This window comes from Planococcus sp. TJ-302, from assembly GCF_058268455.1.
The window spans coordinates 48,714-72,184 of the sequence record NZ_JBZDOI010000004.1 but is presented as its reverse complement, the minus strand read 5'-3'; the positions used below and the strand labels follow the sequence as shown (position 1 = coordinate 72,184).

The 23,471-nt window shown below is 46.4% G+C and carries 25 protein-coding genes, 1 riboswitch and 1 other annotated feature; of the genes, 21 read left to right on the top strand and 4 right to left on the bottom strand.

The genetic code is table 11. From position 1 onward, the window contains the following. Positions 1 to 35 precede the first annotated feature (35 nt). Positions 36 to 389, top strand: coding sequence for a hypothetical protein (locus tag AC4EHB_RS15015; RefSeq protein WP_490976491.1), 354 nt, complete (start codon positions 36 to 38; stop codon positions 387 to 389). Positions 390 to 457: 68 nt separating this feature from the next. Here AC4EHB_RS15015 and AC4EHB_RS15010 read toward each other — a convergent pair whose 3' ends face one another. Further along, positions 458 to 1,336, bottom strand: a complete 879-nt coding sequence (locus tag AC4EHB_RS15010; protein WP_490976492.1) for an aminoglycoside 6-adenylyltransferase — start codon at positions 1,334 to 1,336, stop codon at positions 458 to 460. Between the two features lie 130 nt (positions 1,337 to 1,466). Here AC4EHB_RS15010 and AC4EHB_RS15005 point away from each other — a divergent pair, with 130 nt between their 5' ends. The 8 genes from AC4EHB_RS15005 to AC4EHB_RS14970 all read left to right on the top strand — a co-directional run bounded on the left by AC4EHB_RS15005 (position 1,467) and on the right by AC4EHB_RS14970 (position 9,829). Next, positions 1,467 to 2,027 (top strand): GNAT family N-acetyltransferase, encoded by a 561-nt coding sequence (locus AC4EHB_RS15005; RefSeq protein WP_490976493.1) that lies wholly within the window; start codon positions 1,467 to 1,469, stop codon positions 2,025 to 2,027. An 83-nt stretch (positions 2,028 to 2,110) separates the two neighbouring features. Then, positions 2,111 to 2,368, top strand: a binding site (T-box leader). Between the two features lie 57 nt (positions 2,369 to 2,425). Then, positions 2,426 to 3,679 (top strand): MFS transporter, encoded by a 1,254-nt coding sequence (locus tag AC4EHB_RS15000; RefSeq protein WP_490981945.1) that lies wholly within the window; start codon positions 2,426 to 2,428, stop codon positions 3,677 to 3,679. 421 nt (positions 3,680 to 4,100) lie between these two features. Beyond that, positions 4,101 to 4,664, top strand: coding sequence for a DNA-3-methyladenine glycosylase I (locus tag AC4EHB_RS14995; RefSeq protein WP_490976495.1), 564 nt, complete (start codon positions 4,101 to 4,103; stop codon positions 4,662 to 4,664). Between the two features lie 15 nt (positions 4,665 to 4,679). Then, complete coding sequence (locus AC4EHB_RS14990) at positions 4,680 to 4,997, top strand: MazG-like protein (protein ID WP_490976496.1); 318 nt, start codon at positions 4,680 to 4,682, stop codon at positions 4,995 to 4,997. Between the two features lie 19 nt (positions 4,998 to 5,016). Then, positions 5,017 to 5,931: a helix-turn-helix transcriptional regulator gene (locus tag AC4EHB_RS14985; RefSeq protein WP_490981944.1), complete on the top strand. Its 915-nt coding sequence runs from the start codon at positions 5,017 to 5,019 to the stop codon at positions 5,929 to 5,931. Positions 5,932 to 6,046: 115 nt separating this feature from the next. Further along, on the top strand, positions 6,047 to 7,117 hold the full coding sequence (locus AC4EHB_RS14980) for an aldo/keto reductase (RefSeq protein WP_490976498.1): 1,071 nt from the start codon (positions 6,047 to 6,049) through the stop codon (positions 7,115 to 7,117). Between the two features lie 232 nt (positions 7,118 to 7,349). After that, a complete protein-coding gene (locus AC4EHB_RS14975; protein ID WP_490976499.1) occupies positions 7,350 to 8,846 on the top strand; it encodes a glycine betaine uptake BCCT transporter in 1,497 nt (498 codons plus the stop codon). Positions 8,847 to 8,929: 83 nt separating this feature from the next. After that, positions 8,930 to 9,829 (top strand): 5'-3' exonuclease, encoded by a 900-nt coding sequence (locus AC4EHB_RS14970; RefSeq protein ID WP_490981943.1) that lies wholly within the window; start codon positions 8,930 to 8,932, stop codon positions 9,827 to 9,829. Here AC4EHB_RS14970 and AC4EHB_RS14965 read toward each other — a convergent pair. The 3 genes from AC4EHB_RS14965 to AC4EHB_RS14955 all read right to left on the bottom strand — a co-directional run bounded on the left by AC4EHB_RS14965 (position 9,813) and on the right by AC4EHB_RS14955 (position 11,425). After that, entirely contained in the window at positions 9,813 to 10,328 is a 516-nt protein-coding gene (locus AC4EHB_RS14965) for a C39 family peptidase (RefSeq protein ID WP_490981942.1), read from the bottom strand. The two genes, AC4EHB_RS14970 and AC4EHB_RS14965, sit on opposite strands and share 17 nt — an antisense overlap. 37 nt (positions 10,329 to 10,365) lie before the next feature. Next, entirely contained in the window at positions 10,366 to 10,830 is a 465-nt protein-coding gene (locus AC4EHB_RS14960) for an STAS domain-containing protein (protein WP_490976502.1), read from the bottom strand. 274 nt (positions 10,831 to 11,104) lie between these two features. After that, positions 11,105 to 11,425 (bottom strand): thioredoxin family protein, encoded by a 321-nt coding sequence (locus AC4EHB_RS14955; RefSeq protein ID WP_490976503.1) that lies wholly within the window; start codon positions 11,423 to 11,425, stop codon positions 11,105 to 11,107. Between the two features lie 208 nt (positions 11,426 to 11,633). On the opposite strand from AC4EHB_RS14955, the gene AC4EHB_RS14950 reads away from it, so the two are divergent. The 12 genes from AC4EHB_RS14950 to AC4EHB_RS14895 all read left to right on the top strand — a co-directional run bounded on the left by AC4EHB_RS14950 (position 11,634) and on the right by AC4EHB_RS14895 (position 23,465). Then, positions 11,634 to 14,018: a 3-hydroxyacyl-CoA dehydrogenase/enoyl-CoA hydratase family protein gene (locus AC4EHB_RS14950; protein WP_490981941.1), complete on the top strand. Its 2,385-nt coding sequence runs from the start codon at positions 11,634 to 11,636 to the stop codon at positions 14,016 to 14,018. Positions 14,019 to 14,046: 28 nt separating this feature from the next. Beyond that, the gene (locus tag AC4EHB_RS14945) at positions 14,047 to 15,219 is read left to right on the top strand and encodes an acetyl-CoA C-acetyltransferase (protein WP_490976505.1); all 1,173 of its coding nucleotides are present in this window, start codon (positions 14,047 to 14,049) and stop codon (positions 15,217 to 15,219) included. Between the two features lie 40 nt (positions 15,220 to 15,259). After that, the gene (locus AC4EHB_RS14940; RefSeq protein ID WP_490981940.1) at positions 15,260 to 17,041 is read left to right on the top strand and encodes an acyl-CoA dehydrogenase FadE; all 1,782 of its coding nucleotides are present in this window, start codon (positions 15,260 to 15,262) and stop codon (positions 17,039 to 17,041) included. Positions 17,042 to 17,204: 163 nt separating this feature from the next. Next, positions 17,205 to 17,558 carry an arsenate reductase family protein gene (locus AC4EHB_RS14935; protein ID WP_490981939.1) on the top strand — a complete coding sequence of 118 codons (354 nt, stop codon included), beginning with the start codon at positions 17,205 to 17,207 and terminating at the stop codon, positions 17,556 to 17,558. Between the two features lie 79 nt (positions 17,559 to 17,637). Further along, a complete protein-coding gene (gene gcvH, locus AC4EHB_RS14930; protein ID WP_490976508.1) occupies positions 17,638 to 18,018 on the top strand; it encodes a glycine cleavage system protein GcvH in 381 nt (126 codons plus the stop codon). A gap of 71 nt (positions 18,019 to 18,089) precedes the next feature. Further along, the gene (locus AC4EHB_RS14925; protein ID WP_490976509.1) at positions 18,090 to 18,428 is read left to right on the top strand and encodes a toprim domain-containing protein; all 339 of its coding nucleotides are present in this window, start codon (positions 18,090 to 18,092) and stop codon (positions 18,426 to 18,428) included. A 6-nt stretch (positions 18,429 to 18,434) separates the two neighbouring features. Then, positions 18,435 to 18,746: a thioredoxin family protein gene (locus AC4EHB_RS14920; protein WP_490976510.1), complete on the top strand. Its 312-nt coding sequence runs from the start codon at positions 18,435 to 18,437 to the stop codon at positions 18,744 to 18,746. Positions 18,747 to 18,793: 47 nt separating this feature from the next. After that, positions 18,794 to 18,898: riboswitch (SAM riboswitch) on the top strand. A gap of 81 nt (positions 18,899 to 18,979) precedes the next feature. Then, positions 18,980 to 20,005 (top strand): methionine ABC transporter ATP-binding protein, encoded by a 1,026-nt coding sequence (locus AC4EHB_RS14915; RefSeq protein ID WP_490981938.1) that lies wholly within the window; start codon positions 18,980 to 18,982, stop codon positions 20,003 to 20,005. After that, positions 19,998 to 20,666, top strand: a complete 669-nt coding sequence (locus AC4EHB_RS14910) for a methionine ABC transporter permease (protein WP_490976512.1) — start codon at positions 19,998 to 20,000, stop codon at positions 20,664 to 20,666. Before AC4EHB_RS14915 ends, AC4EHB_RS14910 begins: the two co-directional genes overlap by 8 nt. Before the next feature lie 34 nt (positions 20,667 to 20,700). Then, positions 20,701 to 21,516 (top strand): MetQ/NlpA family ABC transporter substrate-binding protein, encoded by an 816-nt coding sequence (locus AC4EHB_RS14905; protein ID WP_490976513.1) that lies wholly within the window; start codon positions 20,701 to 20,703, stop codon positions 21,514 to 21,516. 147 nt (positions 21,517 to 21,663) lie between these two features. Next, complete coding sequence (locus AC4EHB_RS14900; RefSeq protein ID WP_490976514.1) at positions 21,664 to 22,836, top strand: dicarboxylate/amino acid:cation symporter; 1,173 nt, start codon at positions 21,664 to 21,666, stop codon at positions 22,834 to 22,836. A gap of 101 nt (positions 22,837 to 22,937) precedes the next feature. After that, positions 22,938 to 23,465, top strand: a complete 528-nt coding sequence (locus tag AC4EHB_RS14895; protein ID WP_490981937.1) for a hypothetical protein — start codon at positions 22,938 to 22,940, stop codon at positions 23,463 to 23,465. Positions 23,466 to 23,471 lie beyond the last annotated feature (6 nt).

Genomic DNA, 23,471 nt, shown 5'->3' with positions numbered 1-23,471 from the left:
CTGATTTCAAATTTTGATCTCAAGGAGGGAATTTATTGAAAAGAATACGATTAGCTGTACTTATGTCCTTTTTCTGTATTTTATCCACTTTGTCAGCATGTTCTTTGGGGAATTCACAAGCGTCATGGGCTTATTCATTTGTCGTATGGGATGGTTATATTTATCAAATAAGTGATGAATTTGTGCAAGAAGTAGATAAAGAGATTGGAGAAGTGACGGTTTATTCCGATAAAGAAGGAACTTATTCCGGAAACTTCTCCAATGAATATGAAAAAGGGACTGAGTATTATTCAATAACAGGAATTAGTACGGACGAGGCGATTGCAGTTAAAGAAAAAGATGGCAAATATCGAAAAGCAATCAGAGAAGGAAAATACAATAGCCAGTAATTGCAATAGACCAGCTTCTTTCTTATGCGGCCAATGAGCAAGATTAACGATATTCCTTAAAGGAGCATTCATTTAGGATAAATCGTTTCACTATCCCTAGGCAGCTTTTCAATATGCTTTAAATAAGGAAGGACATCCTTGCCGAACTCAGGCAAATCCAAATTCAGATTATTGGCTACATCCATAGCAAGATCTTTGAAAAGAGTACACATAGCGAACAATCCTGCCCACATATTTGGATAGCTCCCATCCGGATAAGTGAGGAGCAGTTTTTGCCACAATTCCTTATTCACATACTTTTCGACGTTTTTCCCGCCTTTTCCAGGAATGGCAGTAAAGCTGGTATTAATGCCAATCTGCCAGTTCAGCATCGTCATCAGCATATCCCGCACCGGTCCATCCATCATATTCTTAGCGAGCGGAAGCTCTTGCCGCCATAAAGCTTTGGCAATATATGTACTGACCCACCAAAACTCATTAGCGCAATCTGTAAACTCTTTCTGTCCGGGTTCCATAATACGGAACGGATTTTCGTTATTGATCAACATCGTGCAGAGCCGATCGTCTTTGTCCAATAAAATCTTCCGGGGTTCTTCCTTCGCCAAAGATTCTTTTGTAAATGTGATTGGCGTCAAGGTCAGGTCAATTCGGTTGCCGTCTGTAAAAAGCATTAAATAAGAAAAGCTTTCCCTTTTTTCTCCGGCAGGCGGTACAGCCATTCGATCAGGCATCTGCATCATAATTCTCTCCCCGAAGGAATCCACCCACGAATGATCTGCTAAATAGGGCTGCATGTCTTCAACATGATAAACGATGTCGTAGTCTTGGAAAGGATCTTTGACATTGTGAAGATGAACGCGTGAGCCATTCAGTTCCACCATTCGAATATTTTCACTGTCGGCTGCCTTCGCTAAAATCAATGACAGCATTTCTTCTTCGCTTCTCATTGTTAACCACCTCTTTGCAATCAATTGTTCCAGAATTTATTGCTTTATACAATCATTTATCAGGCAGACTTAAAAATAGGAACCCTGCTATTCATTCTAAATCTTAATTCCAGAAAGGATGATCCATTGCATGCAAAGAATCATCGGCAGAAAAATTGAGCTGACAGAAAACACGCCAGAAAACATGGGTGTCTTGTATTTCTGGCGCTTTGAAGAAAAAGAACAAGAAGCGAAAAAATGGAACGGGCCGTATATTCCTGAAAAGCTGATGACGAAGGAAGAGCATCGTGAAAACTGGATGGAAGAAGAAATTTCCGTAGGCGTGCCAGCTTCGATGGTCATAATGGCTGAAGGAAACGCAATTGGCTACGTTGGCGCCTATTGGATCGACATGAATACAAACTGGCTCGAAACCGGTATAGTCATTTACGACAAAGCTTATTGGAACGGCGGCTACGGAACAGAAGCCTATAAGTTATGGATAGATTTTCTGTTTGCAGCCACAGATTTGCATAGGCTCGGCATGTCGACGTGGTCGGGCAACGAAAGAATGATGAAAGTTGCTGAACGGCTCGGAATGACTTTAGAGGCGCGAATAAGAAAAGCCCGGACTGTCAAAGGAGAGTATTTTGATGCGATTAAGATGGGAATTTTAAGAGAAGAATGGGAAGAATTGAATGCCTGCGAATGAAAATTTTTATGAAAATGCAGTTTGTTGATTTCCAGTATTTACAATTCCTAAAATAACTGATAATCTTATTTAAATTAAGTTAGCGAAAAGCGTAGAAGAGAAGAGTAGGCGATTTGAACTTCTTTTAGAGAGCCCGGTTTGGTGGGAAAGGGCAGGAGCGGGTGGTTGAAACAAATCTCTGAGCACCATGGTGGAACCTGTGATCAACGTGGGGGATATTATGGCGGGTGCTCCCGTTACCGGGCTAAGGTATTCGCAGATTTTAAGCAGTACTGAATGAGGCGAATATGGTGACGTATTCGCAAATAGGGGTGGCACCACGGTTAGATCCCGTCTCCAAGGCTATTTGCCTTGGGGACGGGATCTTTTTTTAACATCTGTGGTGGGAGGAATTCGAGATGACGTTTAGAAGAAGACTAGAAGCATGGAAATACCCGGCCTTTCTGTTATTCGGTATTGGCACATCAAACTTTGGGGCTTGGGTTTACCTCATTGCATTGAATTTGATCGTGTTGGATATGACACAGTCACCGCTCGCAGTTGCTGGACTTTATATGGTCAAACCATTGGCGACGCTATTGACGAATACGTGGGCGGGCAGTGTCATTGATCGGATGAACAAGCGGGACATGCTGATCACGCTTGATGTTGTCAGATCATTGCTGATTGCCACGCTGCCTTTTTTTTCTTCAATCTGGGCGATTTATGCACTCGTTCTTGTTATCAATATGGCGGGAGCGATGTTTGAACCCGCATCGATGGCCTATATTACAAAATTAATCCCAGCGGAAAAGCGGCAGCGCTTCAATTCACTGCGCAGTTTGATCGATTCCGGCGCATTCTTGATCGGGCCAGCTATTGCAGGAATCCTGTTTATGATTGGCACGCCGACTGCAGCGATTTACATCAATGCAGGAGCGTTGCTGTTATCGGCGTTCGTTTTAACCAGGATGCCGAATTTGGAGAAGGGTGCTGCGCTTGCTCGTGCTAGCGGCAAGGGGTCATGGTCTATAATCCGGGAAGACTGGCGCATTGTGCTGAAGTTCAGCCGCACATCAAGCCGAACCATGCGTGTATTCATGCTTTTCAGCTTTATGGTCGTCATGGCGACGGCCATCGACTCGCAAGAAGCTTCATTTGCAAAAGCGGTGCTTTTCCTGACAGACAGCGAATATGGCTTTTTGGTCAGCATAGCGGGCGGCGGCATTATTGCGGGTTCGGTGGTCAATGCACTATTAGCTGAAAAGCTGAAGACCTATTTGCAAATCGGTTTCGGTTCTTTGATGGTGGCAGCGGGTTATCTGGTTTATGCCTATTCAAATTCATACGCTGTTGCAGCTACCGGTTTTTTCATCCTGGCATTTGCTCTGGCTTTTGCCAATACCGGATTCCATACGTTTACACAGAACAATATACCTGTCGAAGAAATGGGCAGGATCGTCAGCATTTATAGTTTAGCAGAAGCCTTTTTGATCATTATCGCTACTGGAATTGTAGGTGTGGCGGCGCAAGTGATTTCCGTACAGCCCGTTGTGATCGGTGCAGTATTCGCCATGCTGGCAGTCGCCATTCTGTTATTTATAGTTTGCGTGAAACAAGAGACTAGCAGCGCTTATCTTTGGAAAGAGGCAGAAATGGAAGAAGTAAAATGATTGCACAAGGTTTATTGATAAAAGGGCAAGAGATTATGATATCGAGATAAAAAGGCTATTCTAGAAAACTCTTCAAGAATATACGTTTCTTGCAGAAATTACCGGCGAGACATTAACACTTGATATAGAGAATGAAATGAACGAAGATATTGTCGACGCTGCTTGGATCGACATCAATGCTGTGGCAAATTTTGACCGTATCACCAAATCGCTTTTGGAATTATTGGCTGCACAAAACGATTTTTGACGGAGTTCAGGAATATCATTTTTTTCTTTAAAGAGAAGATTTATATATGAAAGTCTTGTTTTCACTCGAAATCATACAATTTAGCTCTGAAAAAATTCACCGTTTAAATATGACATGCAGTTGTCTTATTTAGAATGGTACAGTTAATTCATGAAGACGAAAGAGGTGCAGAAAGTGGAAAATCAATGCAAATGGCCGCAAGGCAGTGAAATGATGCAAGCCTACCATGATAAAGAATGGTGCAGGCCGAGCTATGATAATCGCTATATTTTTGAAATGCTGTCATTAGAAGGGGCGCAAGCGGGATTGTCGTGGAGCATCGTTCTCGCAAAACGCGAAGGGTACAAGCAGGGCTTCCATGATTTTGATATTGAATACTGTGCCAAGCTGACTGATGAGGAACTGGTCCATATCAAAGACAATTACGGCGTCATCAAACATTTGGCGAAATTGCAATCCGTTCGCAGCAATGCGCAAGCCATATTGAAAATCCAGCAAGAATTTGATGGATTCGCTGACTTTCTTTGGCAGTTTACAGAACACAAGCCGATCATCAACAATTGGGAAAGCGATGAGCAAATCCCGGCGCAATCGCCTTTATCTGTGGAAATCAGCAAAGCATTGAAAAAGCGGGGTTTTAAATTCATCGGACCGGTCACTGCCTATTCTTTTATGCAAGCGATCGGCATGGTGGATGACCATATACGAACTTGCCGTTTTCATACGAGCAATTTATAAACGAGGAGGATTAAAATGGACTTTACACAAGCAGCAAGCCGCTCGATGGCAATCAGAGAAGCTTATCATGGACTTGAAAGAAAACATCACGGCAGTGAATGGTCGGTAGAGGAAGATGCATTGGCATTTTTAACCGATGCTGCTTTAATTGGGCGTCTGGCAATGGCGCAGCAGGAAAGATGGCCAACGGGCCGCGACCCCAGTCCTGAATTATTTCATAAAATCGGGGAATCGATGTGGTGGTTGACCGTCTTGGCCGAGCGCATGGGAATGGACAGCAGCCAAGCGCTGGAACAGTTTTTGCAGAACAAAGAACAACAACTAAAGGGATGATACTTCAGGAGGCTTCGCTATGACCGTCAATCGGCATTTTGAGATCATTTATCTTTTATTGGAGCGAAAAAGAGTCACAGCGAAAGAATTAGCCGAGCATTTCGAGGTATCAACACGCACCATATACCGCGACGTCGATAGATTGAGCGGGGCCGGAATTCCCATCTACGCCAGCAAAGGAAAAGGTGGAGGGATTTCTCTCTTGGAAGGCTATGTGCTGGACTCGGCCTTTTTAACGAACGCTGAGCAAACGGATATCCTAACGGGATTAGAGGCGTTAGCGGCGATGGATTTTCCCGATTCGGAAAAAATATTGGACAAAGCTGCACGCCTTTTCAACCGGGGGACGGCAAACTGGTTGGACATCGACTTTTCTCCCTGGGGCAGCGGGACTGAAAAGAAACGCCTTTTTCACTTATTGCGGGACTCGATCATCCAACAAAAGGAACTCCAGTTTTCCTACGTCAGTTCAAAAGGTGAAAAAACCGATCGGCGCGTCGAGCCTTATCAATTGATTTTCAAACAAAGTTCCTGGTATTTGTTGGGATTTTGCGTCGAAAGGAACGATTTCCGCGTTTTCAAAATCAGCCGCATCCTAAGAGCCAATGTCACCGAAAACACGTTCATGCTGCAGTCTGTGACAGATGGCATCGGCAATGCGGAAGGGGCTGCTTCGCATTCGTCGATAGGGGTTACGCTGCGGATTGCCTCCCGCGGTGCTTTTCGCGTATTCGATGAATTCGATGAACCGGAAATTAAGAGAAACGAAGATGGTTCATTTTCAATTCAAGCTCAGTTGCCGGACGGACCTTGGCTGGTCAGTTACTTGCTGTCGTTCGGTTCTTTAATAGAAGAAATCAGCCCGCAGCATTTGCGGGTAAGGATGATCAACGAATTGAACAGTTTCCGTGAAAAGCTTAATAAGCAAAGTTAAGGTTCGATGATTGTTTCAATAATAGCAGTCAAGCCGTTTTACGTGCAGGATTGGCGGGTAAATTACTAGTTGTATAGATCATTTAAAAGCATGTATCCGTTTGAAGGAGGCTATTATGGAATATATCAATTTAGGGAAATCAGGCTTGCGAGTGCCGAAGTATATACTTGGAACGGTTCCGTTCAGCGGGACAAACGGCTTTGAAGCAGCCGGCGACATCAAAGATGATCAAGCGCGCCGCATGGTGGACCTCTCGCTTGAAGCGGGCATCAATATGTTCGACACGGCGAATCTTTATTCAAAAGGCGATGCAGAGCGCGTTCTGGGATCAGCGATACAGGGGCGCCGCGACGACGTGCTGTTGACGTCGAAAACAGGATTTCATCTTGGCGACAACCCGAATGCGCGCGGAGCTTCGCGCCATAATATCCTGACGTCCATCGACCAATCGCTGGAGCGGCTTGGAACGGATTACCTCGATGTGTATTTTGTGCATTTATGGGACGGCCGCACGCCGATTGAAGAAACTGTGGAAACGATGACGAGCCTGGTGAAGTCGGGCAAAATACGCCATTGGGGCGTTTCGAATTACAGCGGATGGGCGATGGCAAGAACGGTTTCCCTCGCTGAACGGGATGGCTTTATTCCGCCGATTACACAGCAAATCTATTACACACCGGAAGCGCGCGAAGCGGAATACGAATTGCTGCCGGCAGGAAGTGAGCTTGGTGTGGGCTCGATGATTTGGAGTCCGCTCGGCGAAGGCTTGCTGAATGGCAAAATCGGACGCGGCAAACAGGCACCGGAGAATACGCGCCAAGGCGCCGGCTGGCCGGAGCCTTGGATTCAGGATCAGGAGCGCCTCTTTGATGTGATTGATGCGCTTGAAGCAGTGGCGGCTAACCACAATGCCTCTGTGCCGCAGATCGCCTACGCATGGGTGCGTGACCGTCCGAACGTCGGTCCGATTGTTATCGCAGCACGCAACGAAGAGCAATTGAAAGAAAATATTGCATCGTTTGATATCAAGCTGAGCCAGGAAGAGCATGATCTCATCGAAAAAACGGCGCGGCCTGCACCTCTTTATCCTCATTGGCACCGTGCGATGAGCTCATATGAGATGGGAAGTCCGTCTGAAATACCGTATTTGAAAAGCTTTAAACAAACGTTGGGAATCGAAGACTGATCGAACAGCTTCCCGGCCCGTCTTTTAGCCGCATATTAAATCGTCCTTATTGTTATGGTGCTTCCACAGCTTCCATTTACAAAAAAGGGACGATTTTTTTAAGCCGCTTGCTTATGCGGATAGCGGTGCATGTAAGCGGCGCCATCCGCAATTTTAAGGTATAGACGGTTTGACAATAGCTTTGATGTTCCGTAATATGAACAATTGTGATAAAAATCAGGAGGTGTACTATATGAAGAAAGTAACAAATGTATTCTGGATAGCGTTGGGTCTTGTCATTCTGGCAGTTGCCTACGGCGCGATAGCACCAGGAAGTTTTGCAGAAGTTACCGGGAATATAGAAGGATTCCTGACAACTTCGTTCGGCTGGTATTATTTATTAATTGTTTCGCTAATGGTATTGTTCTGTCTGTTCTTCTTAGTCAGCCCAATGGGCCAGATTCGATTGGGGAAAGACACCGACAAACCAGAATTTTCGTTTGGTTCATGGATTGCAATGCTCTTTTCAGCAGGCATGGGAATTGGGCTCGTCTTCTGGGGAGCGGCTGAACCGCTGTCCCATTTCGCGATTGACCCCGCTACCGCAGAGCCTGGATCGATAGAAGCGTTCCGGGAATCCATGCGTTTCACCTTTTTCCATTGGGGCATTCACGCTTGGGCAATTTACGCAGTTGTTGCATTGTCGCTAGCGTATTCCCAGTTCCGAAAAGGCGAACCCGGATTAATCTCCGCGACGTTAAAACCGATTTTCGGCAATAAAATGAACGGGCCACTTGGTGTTGCAGTCGACGTTATTGCTGTATTTGCAACAGCGGTCGGCGTAGCTACTACGCTTGGATTCGGGACCGTGCAGATCAATGAAGGTTTGTCCTTCTTGATCGACGGAATCCCAAGTAACAACTTTACCGTGCAGCTAATCATCATTGCCGTTATCACGGTATTGTTCTTAATTTCTGCATGGAGCGGATTAAGCAAAGGAATTAAGTACTTGTCCAACACCAATATGGTGCTGGCCATTGTCTTGCTTGCTTTGGTCATTATTCTTGGACCGACTTTATTGATTTTAAATACGTTCACAGATTCCTTTGGAGCATACTTCCAGAATCTGATGGGTATGAGTTTCCGCGCAGCACCGGTTGATGGCGAGAACCGCGCGTGGATTGATGGCTGGACCATCTTTTACTGGGCATGGTGGATATCATGGTCGCCATTCGTAGGGATTTTCATCGCCCGCATTTCAAGAGGGCGGACAATTCGACAATTTCTCGTTGGGGTTTTATTGATCCCGACTATAATCAGTTTCATCTGGTTCGCGGCTTTCGGCTCTACCGCTATGGATGTACAAAATAGCGGCGTCGATTTGACGGGCTTGCTGACATCTGAAGTGCTCTTTGGGGTATTCAATGAACTGCCGATGGGCATTATCTTGTCGATCATTGCCGTCATGCTGATTACGACATTCTTCATCACTTCTGCAGACTCTGCGACATTCGTCTTAGGGATGCAGTCCACGAACGGTTCGTTGAATCCGGCCAATTCGATCAAATTGATTTGGGGAATCGCCCAGTCGCTGATCGCTGTGATCCTTCTTTCTGCAGGCGGCTTGGATGCCCTGCAGACTGCGCTGATCATCGCCGCATTCCCGTTCTCGTTCATCATGCTGATGATGATGGTATCATTCTACAAAGCAGTTACACTGGATTACAAAGCAACAAAAAGAAAACGCTAAAACGAAAACCGCCGCTTCGGCGGTTTTTTGCTTTTTAAGCGTGTATAATAGAGAAAGTGTTTTTAACGAATGGAGGAAATCTTGTGAATGAAAAACCGCATGTTTTATTAGTTGACGGCATGGCGCTGTTGTTCCGCTCTTTTTTTGCAACATCTGCGGTCGGGCAGTATTTCCGAACGTCAGAAGGGCTTGCAACGAATGCAGTGCAAGGCTTTGCCCGCCATGTACTGGCAGCGAAAACGATGATGAAGCCGACCCATATGGCCGTGTGCTGGGACATGGGCGCTCATACGTTCCGCACAGATATGTTCGAGGGGTATAAATCGAACCGCCCGGCGCCGCCGGATGATATGCTGCACCAATTCGATTTAGCGAAGAAAGTCTCCGAGGAGCTTGGCTGGATGAATTACGGCGAAAAAGGAATCGAAGCGGATGATTTTATCGGCTCGTTCACGAAGCAATGGGAAGGCCAAGCGCAGTTCACCATTATCACAGGGGACAAGGACATGCTGCAATTACTGAACCCTTCAGTGGAGATTGCTTTCATGAAAAAAGGTTTCCATGTCTATGATGTCTACACAGAAAGCCGGTTCAAAGAAGAGTATGGCATTGAGCCAGGCCAATTCGCCGACGTCAAAGCGTTCATGGGAGATGCCAGCGACGGCTATCCTGGCGTTAAAGGCATCGGACCGAAAACTGCGCTGCAGTTAATCCAGAAGTACGAATCTGTTGACGGCGTACTGGATGCCTTGGATGAATTAAAACCAGCCCAAAAGAAAAAGATAGAAGAGCATAAGGATATGCTGCTGCTATCTAAGGAATTGGCGGTCATTAAATGCGATATTCCGCTCGATGTGTCGCTGGATGAAATTACGGTACCGAATTACACAAACGATCACGTTCAGCTCTTCGACGGCCAGGAACTGAAATTGCTGGCGCGGCAATTGGAGAAAAGCGTGCTGCCAGTCAATCCATTTGAATAGGAACGATTTTGACGAACGTCAAAAACTTCCGGTTCTTTTCATAAGAAACCGCCTGCAATCTGCTGGGGCGGTTTCTTTTTCCGTTGTCGTGGAAATACAAGATCAAATCATTTTCCCGCTCCTCGAAGCCGATCAGCGGAACCCAATGGTAATTGAAAAGCGGTTTTGAAAACCAGTTAAACGAAAACCAGCGGTCAAACTTCATCGCGAGAGGCCGCCCAGCCGCTAGTTCTTTTTTCGCTTCTTCAACCGAATGGATCTTTTCAATGCGATAGCGGCCGGCGGTCAGTTTGTTAAACTTCCGGACGAGGCGCCATGTGAACAGGCCGATGCGTGTCGTGCCAAGCGCGCCGTATAGCTCACCGGCGTTCCAGTCTTTTTTTTCATGATGGCGGAGAATGGCTGCCGCTGTGACAGGCCCGCACGCAGAACCTTGCCATTTCGCATCAATTTCCGGGTCATATTGCGACATGCCGTTAAAAGGGATGAGAATTTTCATCAGCACAGCCTCCAGCCGGGAGTAATGTAAGCTCTCTTTATAGGGAAGAGAGGCTTCGTTCCGTTTCAGTCAACAAGTTTTTCAAAGCAGCCCGGAATGTCGTGTAGACTTCAAGTTCCACTTGAATGCCAGCGTGGACAATTTCCCGCACGAAGCGTGGATTGAAGCCGACGTAAATTGGGCGAAGGCCCATCAACTTTAAGGCACTGTTCAAATGCGTCAATTCGTTCGCCAGCTCATTGTAGTCAAACGACTCTACGTCTTCCATGCGGACACCGGTAAAATCAAAAATCACACGTTCGGTTTCGCGGTGTTTCTCAGCATATTCGAGCACTTTTGAGCGGATCGTTTCAAAGCGGCCACGGAAGATGAAGCCGGCAATTGGCACCAAAATGGTGTTTGACAAAATCGACGGGATGATCGGCGCGGACATATTGTGTATGACTTTTTCGTAATGCGCAACTAGTTTTTTCAATTCTTGTATTTCTTTAGTTTGTTCCATGAGACACCTCAATGTATATGTTTGCTTCTATTATATCCTAAATACAGCCAAATGATGCACTATACGTAACGCAGGAAACCAGGTTTCAGAAGACAAGGTTTCAGCTTACTGATACTCTGCAAAACAGACCCGCTAAACATATGCTCTTGTCTTTGTTTCTATATCGTTGCACTAGCTTCGAGACTTAGAAGGGCTTAGGAGCGAAATGAAAAGGGCTGACGAGAATTTCTCGACAGCCCGGAATAGCGAATTCCGTAATCACTTTAGTAGACTTTTATTTTTCCTGGCTGGACAAAAAATCTGTCACGGATTCAGGGGATTTGGCATTCGCACTGTGAAGGTGGGCTGTTTTTTCACCGTTTTTGAAAATCAGCAAGCTCGGGATACCCATGACGTCGTATTTGTCAGCAAGCTCCGGAAGCTCGTCGCGGTTTACATCAAACCATTGATATTGATTGAATTCCTCGATGATCGGGTCGATGAACATATCCATGCGCGTGCAGTCAGGACACCAGCCAGCTTGGAATTTGACGATGACCGGCTCCGTGCCGCCGATGATTTCGTTGAATTGCTCGTTCGTTGTAATGGGTTTCATAAAATCTCCTCCTAATTAATCTTTAATCAGTGTACCTTGCAGATTGTCTTTCGAAAAGAAATTAATCTCAAGGTCCAGGAAATTTCTAACGATTAAATATTGCGAAAATAGAAAAAATACTTTAAACTAAGGACATAGAGAACGTTCTATTTTTTTTACTTAAAAAATGAATGAGGATTCATTCAAAAAATACTGGGAGGGTTTTCGAGTGGCATACCAAATTAAAAAAGCGGCCGTCATCGGTTCCGGCGTCATGGGATCGGGCATAGCGGCACACCTTGCAAATATCGGAATTCCGGTTTTATTGCTGGATATTGTTCCGCGTGAATTATCAACAGAAGAGCAAGCAAAAGGCTTAACTTTGGAAAATCGCCAAGTGCGCAGCCGCATTGCTGCTACAGCAGTGCAGAAATTGCTGAAACAAAAACCGGCGCCTTTGGCAGCGAAAAAGAACCTTCAGCTAATCACACCAGGAAACTTGGAAGATGATTTGGATAAACTGAAAGACGTGGACTGGATCATTGAAGTCATTGTCGAAAACCTGGATGTCAAAAAATCATTGTACGAAAAATTAGATGCAGTAAGGAAACCCGGCACGATTATCTCGTCCAATACATCCGGCATCAGCATCAACGCGATGGCGGAAGGGCGCACGGAAGACTTTGCTAAGCATTTCCTCGGCACGCATTTTTTCAACCCGCCGCGCTATTTGAAGTTGCTTGAAGTGATTCCGGCCCAAATGACATCTCCGGAAGTGCTCCAATTTATGAAAGATTTCGGTGAAGACCGTTTAGGCAAAGGCGTTGTCGAAGCAAAAGATACGCCAAACTTCATCGCCAACCGCATTGGCACATACGGTTTACTGGTAGCGGTGCGCGAAATGCAGAACCGCGGCTATTCAATCGGCGAAGTGGATTCAGTGACTGGGCCATTGATCGGCCGTCCGAAATCAGCGACATTCCGTACTTTGGACGTTGTCGGGCTCGATACATTCATGCACGTTGCGAAAAATGTCTACGACCAAACGACCGGTGAAGAGCAGCAAGTATTCGAAGCACCTGCTTTTATGAAGAAAATGGTGGAGAACGGCTGGCTCGGCGCAAAATCGGGGCAAGGCTTCTTCTTGAAGAAAGATAAAGAAATCCTGGAGCTTGATCCGGAAACCTTGCAATACCGGTCAGCCGGAAATTTAAAAACGCCTTCACAGGAAATGGCGAAGCAGCAAAAAGGCTTGAACGCAAAAGTAAAAATGCTTGTTTACGCAAACGACCGCACAGGCGAATTGCTGTGGAACTTGCTGGCTCCGACATTGCGCTATTCCGCTCAATTGCATGGTGAAATCGCTGATGACATCGTTGCCATCGACAACGCCATGAAATGGGGCTTCGGCTGGGAACAAGGGCCGTTTGAAATATGGGACGCAATCGGTGTGCGCGAATCGGCCGCTAAGATGGCAGATGAAGGACATGTGATTCCAGCGTTCGCACAAAGCTTGCTTAATAGCGGCAATGAAAGCTTCTATAAAGAAGAAAAAGGCGACCTTTATTTCTTCAATGGCACAGATTACACGGCAGTGCCGGTCAACAGCAAAGTGATCGACTTGAAGCGCTTTAAGAAAAAGCACGGCGTCTTGAAGTCGAATTCGGGCGCTAGCTTGATTGACCTCGGTGACGGCATTCTGCTGCTTGAGTTCCACTCACGCTCAAACGCAATCGGCTTGGATATCATGCAGATGATCAATTACGCAGTCGATGAAGTTGAGAAAAACCATAAAGGGCTCGTCATCGGCAACCAAGGCAAGAACTTCTGCGTCGGCGCGAACTTGGGGATGATTTTAATGGAGGCTCAGGACGACAATATTTTCGAACTGGACTTTACGATCAAAACATTCCAAAACGCGTTAATGAAGATCAAATACAGCTCGAAGCCTGTTGTCGTCGCACCGTTTGGCATGACGCTAGGCGGCGGTGCGGAAGTGGCGCTGCATGCAGCGCATATCCAAGCTTCAATGGAAACGTATATGGGGCTTGTGGAAGCAGGCGTCGGGCTGATCCCTGGCGGCGGCGGAAACAAAGAACTATATATCAAGCATTTGAAAGGCTTGCCGCATGGCGTGACATTTGATTACCAAAACGTTGCAAGCAACGTATTCGAAGCGATTGCGATGGCGAAAGTCTCGACATCCGCTGAAGAAGCGCGCGACACCAACTTCTTGAACTTTACAGACGGCATCAGCGTCAACAGCGATCACTTGATCCATGACGCGAAACAAGCTGCGCTTAATTTATATGAAAATGGCTATCAGGCGCCAGTACGCGAAAAAGTGCCAGTCACTGGCGAACCAGGCTATGCAACGCTTTTGCTGGGCGCAGAAGGAATGCACATCTCAGGCTATATTTCCGATTATGATTTGAAGATCGCAAAAAAATTGGCACATGTCTTGTCAGGCGGAAAATTGCCGTACGGCACTTTAGTTGACGAGCAATACCTGCTCGATTTGGAGCGTGAAGCGTTCTTGAACCTGGTGTCAAAGCCGAAAACACAACAACGGATGCAGCATATGCTGGTCAAAGGCAAACCGCTCCGGAACTAATAGCTTGATATTAAAGGAGGAAAAAGAAATGCGCGAAGCAGTAATCGTGGCCGGAGCAAGAACACCGGTCGGAAAAGCGAAAAAAGGCTCTTTAGCGACTGTGCGGCCGGATGATTTCGGCGCATTGGTAGTGCGGGAAGCATTGAACCGGGCAGGCTATGACGGTCCGATAGATGATTTGATCATGGGCTGTGCAATGCCGGAAGCGGAGCAAGGTATGAACATCGCCCGCAACATCGGTGCATTGGCAGGTTTGCCGGATACAACGCCGGCAGTGACAGTCAACCGTTTTTGCTCGTCAGGTTTACAGTCGATTGCCTATGCTGCCGAGAAAATCATGGTCGGCTCTGCGGAAGCGGTCATCGCTGGCGGAGTCGAATCGATGAGCATGGTGCCAATGATGGGCAATGTCATCCGCCCCAACGCAAAATTGGCGGAAACGGCACCCCAGTACTACATGAGTATGGGCCATACAGCTGAACAAGTAGCAAACCAATACGGCGTCAGCCGAGAAGACCAGGACGCATTTGCCGTCCGTTCGCATGAGCGAGCGGGTGCAGCAATTGCAGCTGGCAAATTCGATGACGAAATCGTGCCGGTCGAAGTGACCAAACGATTTGTCGATGAAAACAATAAATACCAGGAAAAAACGTTCATGTTCAAGATGGACGAAGGTGTGCGCGACGGCACGAACATCGGCGGCTTGGCCAAATTGCGCGCAGCCTTTTCTGCCCGCGGCTCGGTGACAGCTGGGAATTCGTCGCAGACATCTGACGGTGCAGGCGCATTATTGGTAATGGACCGGGAAAAAGCGGAAGCGCTTGGGCTTAAGCCTTTGGCTAAATTCCGTTCATTCGCGACAGGCGGGGTTCCGCCTGAAGTCATGGGCATCGGCCCGATCGTGGCAATTCCGAAAGCCTTAAAACTGGCCGGCTTGTCAATCAGCGACATCGACGTCTGGGAATTGAACGAAGCTTTCGCTTCGCAATCGCTGGCTGTTGTCCGCAACCTCGGCATCGACATCGATAAAGTGAATTTCAACGGCGGAGCAATTGCCCTTGGGCATCCGTTGGGCGCAACAGGGTCGATTTTGACCATCCGCATGATGAGTGAATTGAAGCGCCAAGGCAAGCAATTCGGCGTAGTGACGATGTGCATCGGCGGTGGAATGGGCGCAGCAGGCGTCTTTGAAATGCTATAGAAATTAACAGTGAACCAATAAAAACAAGGAGGAATTCACAATGGAACAAGAAAAAACATTGATCAAAGGCGGCAGTTTCCTTATCGAAGAGGCAGACCTTTCCCGTGTCTTCACACCAGAAGATTTTACAGAAGAACATAAAATGATTGCCAAAACGACCGAGGATTACGTCAACACCGAAGTAATGCCTGTCGTAGAGAAATTGGAAAACCACGAGTTTGAACATTCCGTGCGCTTGCTGAAATCAGCTGGCGATCTTGGCCTGCTAGGAGCAGACGTTCCAGAACAATACGGCGGACTTGGACTTGATAAAATCGCTTCAGCATTGATTGCTGAAAAAATGTCGAAAGCCGGCGGATTTTCAATCACGCACGGCGCACACGTCGGCATCGGTTCATTGCCAATCGTCCTTTTCGGCAACGATCAGCAGAAACAGCAATATTTGCCGCGCTTGGCGACAGGCGAAATGATCGCTGCTTATGCATTGACTGAGCCGAGTTCAGGGTCAGACGCATTGGGCGCGAAAACAACTGCTCGCTTGAACGAAGCTGGCACGCATTATGTGCTGAACGGGGAAAAGCAATGGATTACCAATGCCGGTTTTGCTGACGTCTTTGTGGTATATGCGAAAATTGATGGCGATAAATTCTCAGCGTTCATCGTTGAACGTGCTTATGCCGGCGTTTCAGTCGGACCGGAAGAAAAGAAAATGGGCATCAAATCTTCATCTACACGCACATTGATCTTAGAAGACGCGCAAGTGCCTGTGGAAAACCTTTTGGGCGAAGCAGGGCGCGGGCACATCATTGCGTTTAACATCCTGAACATTGGCCGCTACAAATTGGGAGTGGGCACAATCGGAGCTTCAAAACGCGCGATGGAAATCACGATTCCTTATACAAATCAGCGCCAGCAATTCAAGACGCCGATTTCATCGTTCAACTTGACTCGCGAAAAATTGGCGACGATGGCTTCTCACTTATATGCTGTAGAAAGTTCGGTTTACCGCACAGTCGGTTTGTTCGAAGACCGCATGAGTGATTTCACGGATGAGCAGCAGGCTGACGGCAAATTGGTGGCCGATTCAATCGCTGAATTTGCAGTTGAATGTTCGTTGAATAAATTCTTCGGCACAGAAACGCTTGATTACATCGTTGACGAAGGCGTTCAGCTTCACGGCGGGTATGGCTTTATGCAGGAATACGAAATCGAGCGCATTTACCGCGATTCCCGCATCAACCGCATTTTTGAAGGAACGAATGAAATCAACCGTTTGCTGGTTCCGGGTACGTTATTGCGCAAAGCATTGAAAGGTGAGCTTCCGCTGCTTCAGCACGCACAGAAGTTGCAAGAAGAATTGCTGATGATGATGCCAGAAGAAGTCGGCACAGAAGCTTTGGCGCAGGAAAAATATCTTGTCCGAAACGCGAAGAAAATCGCTTTGTTGGCAATCGGCTTAGCGGCGCAGACATACAGCACGAAATTGGAGCAGGAGCAGGAAATTCTCGTGAACATCGCCGACATCGTCAGCAATGTCTTCGCGATGGAATCTGTCGTTCTCCGCACAGAGAAAGCAATTGCGGCATCAGGCGAAGTAAAAGCGCAGCAGAAATTGCTGTACACGCAGATTTATTGCCAGGAAGCATTCGATAAGATCGAGAAAGACGCGAAAGAAACATTGATCGCAGCAATCGAAGGCGACAACCAGCGCATGATGCTTTCTGCATTGCGCAAATTAACGCGTTCGACGCCATACAACGTTATCGCGAAAAAACGCGAAGCGGCAGTCAAATTGGTCGAAGCAGAAAAATACGTGGTGTAATAGGGACCAACAGGCTCATTCGGTGAGCCTGAAAACGAAAAGAGGATTGGGCAGGGGGCCTAATCCTCTTTTTGCGTTATTCGGGAGGCACAAGCGAAGGGAGTATTTTACATCGACGCAGCGCCCGCGATTTGGTAAGCTTGGAAAAAAAGGAGGATTTTTCTTGATTACCTATTACGCATATCCGAAATGCACAACTTGCCGAAAAGCGAAAAAATGGCTGGACGACCAAGGGATTGAATACAACGAGATCAATATTGCGGAAGCACCGCCTTCAAAAGAGCAGCTCAGCGAAATTTATGGAGCGAGCGGAGTCGACTTGAAGAAGTTTTTCAACACAAGTGGCATGAAATACCGCGAGCTTGGCTTGAAAGACAAGTTGCCCCAAATGAGCGAAGAAGAACAGTTGGAATTGCTGGCTTCTGACGGCATGCTCATTAAACGTCCGCTGGCTTACGGCTACGACAAAGTGACACTCGGGTTCAAAGAACAGGACTTTGAGTCCAGCTGGAGATAGAGCAATTGATTTCTTGTATTTCCGATTTGTTTATGTCAAACTTAGATATGAGTAAACTACATAATATGGAGGGTTTTCGATGAGCACACCACTAGAACTTCGTTATTCAAAAGAGCATGAATGGGTCAAGGTAGAAGGCGCGACAGCACGGATCGGCATTACTGATTTTGCACAAGCTGAACTTGGAGATATCGTTTTTGTCGAATTGCCGCAAGTTGGTGACGAACTGAAAAAAGACCAGCCTTTCGGCAGTGTCGAGTCTGTTAAAACTGTTTCTGAACTTTACGCTCCAATCAGCGGAAAAGTACTGGAAGTAAACAGTGAGCTTGAAGACAGCCCGGAATTTGTTAACGAATCCCCTTATGAAAATGCGTGGATGGTGGTAATCGAATCCCCTAGCGAAGCTGAATTGGGCGAATTGATGACAGCTGAGCAATACAAAGAAATGATCAACGAGTAATTCCAAAGCGCCTTTGTGGCGCTTTTTTTATACACAATTCTGGACATACTTTCCGAGCGAGGTGTTGCTTTATGGAAAAAGTGATTGTGGTGGAAGGAATCAGCGATAAAGTGAGGATAGCGCCGCTTATTGCAGAACCCGTGACGATTCTTTGTACAAATGGTACAGTAAGTGCAACAAGGCTTGAAGAATTGCTGCTGCCGTTTGAAGAAATGGATATCATCATATTGGTGGACGCGGACAAATCAGGCGAGAAGCTGCGCAAACTGGTGAAGCGCGAGTTTCCGGAAGCCCGCCATTTCTATATCAACCCGAGCTACAAAGAAGTAGCTGCTACACCTATCCGCATCCTGATGGATATACTGATATCAGCAAACGTTCAAGTCAATAAGTTTATAGCTGAGGGATGAAACCGCATGAATGAATGGACACATAAAGAATGGCTGAAAGAGAAAAATACAAACGACGTGGCTGCTTACTACCTGTATGCGCCGATGTGCGGAACTTGCCAGATTGCTTCGAAAATGCTGGAGGTCGTGCAGGAACTGGTACCGGATCTGCCAATGGGAAAAGCAAACTTGAACTATGTGCAGGAAATCGCTTCGCTGTATCAAGTGGAAAGCGTCCCGTGCCTGCTCATCACGCAAAATGGACAGCTGAAAGAAAAGATTTACGCGTTCCAATCCGTACCTTATCTGTATGGAAAGTTAAAATCAGTTGACGTATAAATCCAGGCATGGTAAATTAAATTTCTGAAATTAATTAAATATCGTTACTCTTATTAAGAGTGGTGGAGGGAAGTGCCCTATGAAGCCCGGCAACCGTCATGAAAATGAAATGGTGCCAAGTCACGCGAAGCTGAAACTTCGGGAAATGAGAGATCGGTTCAACTTTTTAAGTTACCCTTCTGCTCATTTCTGCGCAGAAGGGTTTTTATTTTTGGATTAGGAGTGTTTATGGAATGATTGAACTTAAAAAGTTATCGAAAGTGTTCGATACGGGCAAAGGCTCGTTGACAGCGGTCGATGGAGTGGAACTGGACATTGCACCAGGCGAGATTTTCGGCATCATCGGCTATAGTGGAGCAGGCAAGAGCACGCTCATCCGTTTATTGAACGGATTGGAAAAGCCGACGTCGGGGTCAGTCGTCATCAACGGCCAGGACATCACAGCGATCAACAGCAAGGAATTGCGCAAAGCACGCCAGAAAGTCAGCATGATTTTCCAGCATTTCAATTTGCTGTGGTCGCGCACCGTCAAAGAAAATATCGAATTTCCGCTTGAAATTGCAGGAGTGCCGAAAGAAAAACGTGCTGAGCGTGTCTTGGAACTTGTGGAGCTCGTTGGACTCACCGGAAGAGAGAACGCGTATCCTGCGCAGCTATCCGGAGGGCAAAAGCAGCGCGTCGGCATTGCCCGTGCTTTAGCGAACAACCCGGAAGTGCTGCTTTGCGATGAAGCCACTTCTGCATTGGATCCGCAGACGACCGATTCGATCCTGGATTTATTGGTGGATATCAACAAACGCTTAGGATTGACCATTGTGCTCATCACTCATGAAATGCATGTCATCCGTAAAATCTGCCACCGCGTCGCCGTCATGGAAGGTGGACGCGTCGTAGAATTAGGAGACGTTCTGAACGTTTTCCAGGCGCCAAAAGAAAACATCACCAAACGTTTTGTTGCTCAGGTGACAGACACCGAAGATTCCCAGGCAACCATCAAGCATTTGCGCGAACTGTATCCGTCGGGTGTCCTCATCAAACTGGTATTCGTCGGAGACCAAACCGAGCAGCCGATCTTAACGAAACTGATTCGTAAATACCCTGTCGATATCAACATTGTGCAGGGGAATATCGCACATACGCAAAGAGGGGCTTATGGAACATTGATCTTACAAATAAAAGGCTCACAGCCTGAAATTGATGAAGCGATCGCTTTCCTTAATGCAGAAGACGTCCAAACGGAGGTGATGGCAAATGATTGAGTCATTATTCCCGAACGTCGACTGGAATGATATGTGGGAAGCTACGCTCGAAACCATTTACATGACCGCGATGTCGACATTTTTCACGTTTGTCATCGGTTTGGTGCTCGGCATCGTCCTATTTTTGACAGCACCGAAGCAATTATGGGCCAACAGCATTGTCAATTGGCTGACCGGTGCATTCGTCAATATTTTCCGTTCAATTCCGTTCATCATCTTAATCATTTTACTGATTCCATTCACGAAGTATATGATCGGAACGATTCGCGGACCGAACGCCGCATTGCCGGCGTTGATCATCGGTGCTGCACCATTTTATGCACGCATGGTATTGATCGCCCTGAAAGAAATTGACAAAGGCGTAATCGAAGCCGCCCGGTCAATGGGTGCAAGCACGTGGACCATCATTCGCAAAGTGCTGCTTCCAGAATCAAAACCGGCACTTATTTCCGGCATCACGGTGACAGCCATTGCCCTTGTCGGTTATACCGCAATGGCAGGCATCATCGGAGCCGGTGGCCTTGGCACCCTGGCGTTCCTTGACGGTTTCCAAAGAAGCCGCCAAGACGTCACACTTATGGCCACGATCCTCATATTGATCATTGTATTTGCCATCCAGTTTATCGGTGACCGTTTGACTGTAAAGTCGGACAAACGCTAATCATAAAAAACACATAAAAAGGGAGACTGACAACATGAAGAAATTTGTAGCAGGAACATTACTAACAGCATTCGCATTAGCGGGATGCGGAGCAGACGAAGGCGGCTCAGGCGAAGAGTCATCAACATTGAAAATCGGTGCATCGAATGTGCCGCACGCTGAAATTCTTGAACAAGCTAAACCGATTCTTGAAGAACAAGGCATCGAACTTGAAATCGAATCATACCAAGACTACATTTTACCGAACCAAGACTTAGAAGCAGGTGAAATTGACGCTAACTACTTCCAGCACGTTCCTTATCTGGCTTCACAAGTAGAAGAGTTCGGCTATGAGTTTGAAAATGCCGGCGGTATCCACATCGAGCCAATCGGCGTTTATTCTCAAGAATACGATTCTTTGGAAGAACTTCCAGAGGGTGCTACTATCCTAATGAGCAGTTCAGTTGCAGATCACGGCCGCATTTTATCTATGCTTGAAGCGCAAGGTTTGATCAAGTTGGATGAAGCTGTGGAGAAAACGACAGCAGAAGTCAGCGACATTTCGGAAAACCCTAAAAACTTGCAGTTTGAAACAGATTACGAAGCAGCAATTTTAGTGCAAATGTACGAGCAAGGCGAAGGTGACGCTGTATTGATTAACTCTAACTACGCAATCGATGCTGGCTTGAACCCTATGGAAGATTCCATTGCACTTGAAGATTCAGACTCACCATATGTCAACATCATTGCGGTCCGCAAAGGCGATGAGGACAAGGAAAATGTCCAAGCATTGGTCGAAGTATTGAAATCACAAGAAATCCAAGACTTTATCTTGGAAGAATGGGGCGGCTCTGTCGTACCTGTAGATTGACAAAAAGCATCCGAGAGGATGCTTTTTTATTTTGATAAAATAATGAAAATATTCCGCGTTTTTCTCAAACTATTCTATTTTTTTGCCTCCTATGATACTTTTGAATAATAATGATAATACAATTGTTCACATGGGGAGGACAAAATAATGAAGATTAAGTTTGGTTTGCTGCCAAGAATTATTTTGGCAATCGCTTTAGGAGTGTTAATCGGTTCATTTGCGCCTGAATGGCTGGCTCGCGTTTTTGCCACGTTCACCGCTATTTTCGGAAGCTTTTTGAATTTCATTGTTCCATTGATCATTCTTGGTTTTATCGCTCCGGGTATTGCTAAACTCGGAAAAGGCTCAGGGAAATTACTGGGGCTTGCCACATTTTTCGCTTATTTCTCGACAATAATTGCTGGCATTCTGGCATTTGTGGCATCAACGACAATTTTACCGAATTTCATGAAAGCCGGATCGATGAGCAACATCGATGATCCGGAACATGCACTTGCTGCATCGTATATCGCATTGGAAATGCCGCCAGTATTCGGCGTTATGTCCGCTTTGATTCTCGCGTTTTTGCTTGGAATCGGTATGGCTTCAACAGGTAGCAAAACAATGATTTCGTTCTTTGATGAATTCCAGGCGGTTATTGAAAAGACGATTTCATATGTAATCATTCCATTGCTGCCAATCCATATTTTCGGGATTTTCGGCAATATGGCATACGGCGGGGCAGTTGCTGAAATCTTGTCATTGTTTGCTGTTGTATTCGTCATGATCCTCATCCTTCACTGGATCATGCTCCTGCTGCAATACACGACTGCCGGTACCTTGAATAAAAAAAATCCATTCTTCTTGCTGAAAACGATGATGCCGGCTTACTTTACCGCGCTTGGCACCCAGTCATCTGCGGCAACAATTCCAGTTACCGTCCAGCAAGCACGCAAGACCGGAGCCAACGAACGTGTTGTTGACTTCGCAGTGCCGCTGTTTGCAACGATTCACCTTTCCGGCAGCACAATCACAATCGTGTCTTGTGCAGTCGGCGTCATGTTATTGACTGGCGAAGTGCCGGCTTTTGGCAGCATCTTGCCATTCATCTTGATGCTTGGTGTAACAATGATTGCTGCACCTGGTGTTCCAGGCGGGGCAGTAATGGCTGCTATCGGGCTGCTTGAATCGATGCTCGGTTTCGATCAAACCATGGTCGCACTTATGATAGCCCTTTACTTAGCACAAGATAGCTTTGGTACTGCAACAAACGTAACTGGCGACGGTGCTTTGTCAATGATCGTCGATCGCTTCACAAATGGAAAAAAAGCGTTGCAATAAAACCAATATTTCCTCTATTTCGACTTTTCTCCCAAATATATACAATCAGAAAAAGCTGTGCTACTATAACTTTGGATTGTAAGAAAAAGGGGGAAATATTTATGAAGAAATTACTGGTTATCGGTTTCTCAGTTGCACTTCTATTAGGAGCTTGCGGTGAAGATAAAACTAGCGGGGCTACTGAAGAAGCACCTGCAACAAATGGTGCTGCAAAAGAGGCAGGCACTGCGAAACAGGAAATGATGCGTTTCTACATGTCAGTTCCAAATACGATCAATGCAACAGATGCAGACTTGAACGCTTTTGAAATGGCACAGACAGAAGGCACATTGCCTAAAGCTGAAGAACTTCAAACAATGAAGGATGCAGCTAAAGCTTCAGCTGAAGAAACTTCCGCAGCAGTAGAAGGAATAGAAATTCCTGAAACGCTCGAAGAACAAAAAGCTGATATCGAAGCTGCACTAGCTTCTATTAAAGAGTCTTACGACATAAAAGCTGAAGAGCTGACGAAAGAAGCTTCTTTCGAAGCGGCAAATGCAAAATTCCAAGAAGCAGACGAGAAGTTCAATGCCTTATTGGAAGCGCAAGAGCTTAACCCTTCAAGCATCTACAACGAAGTAAGCCAATAAACAAAA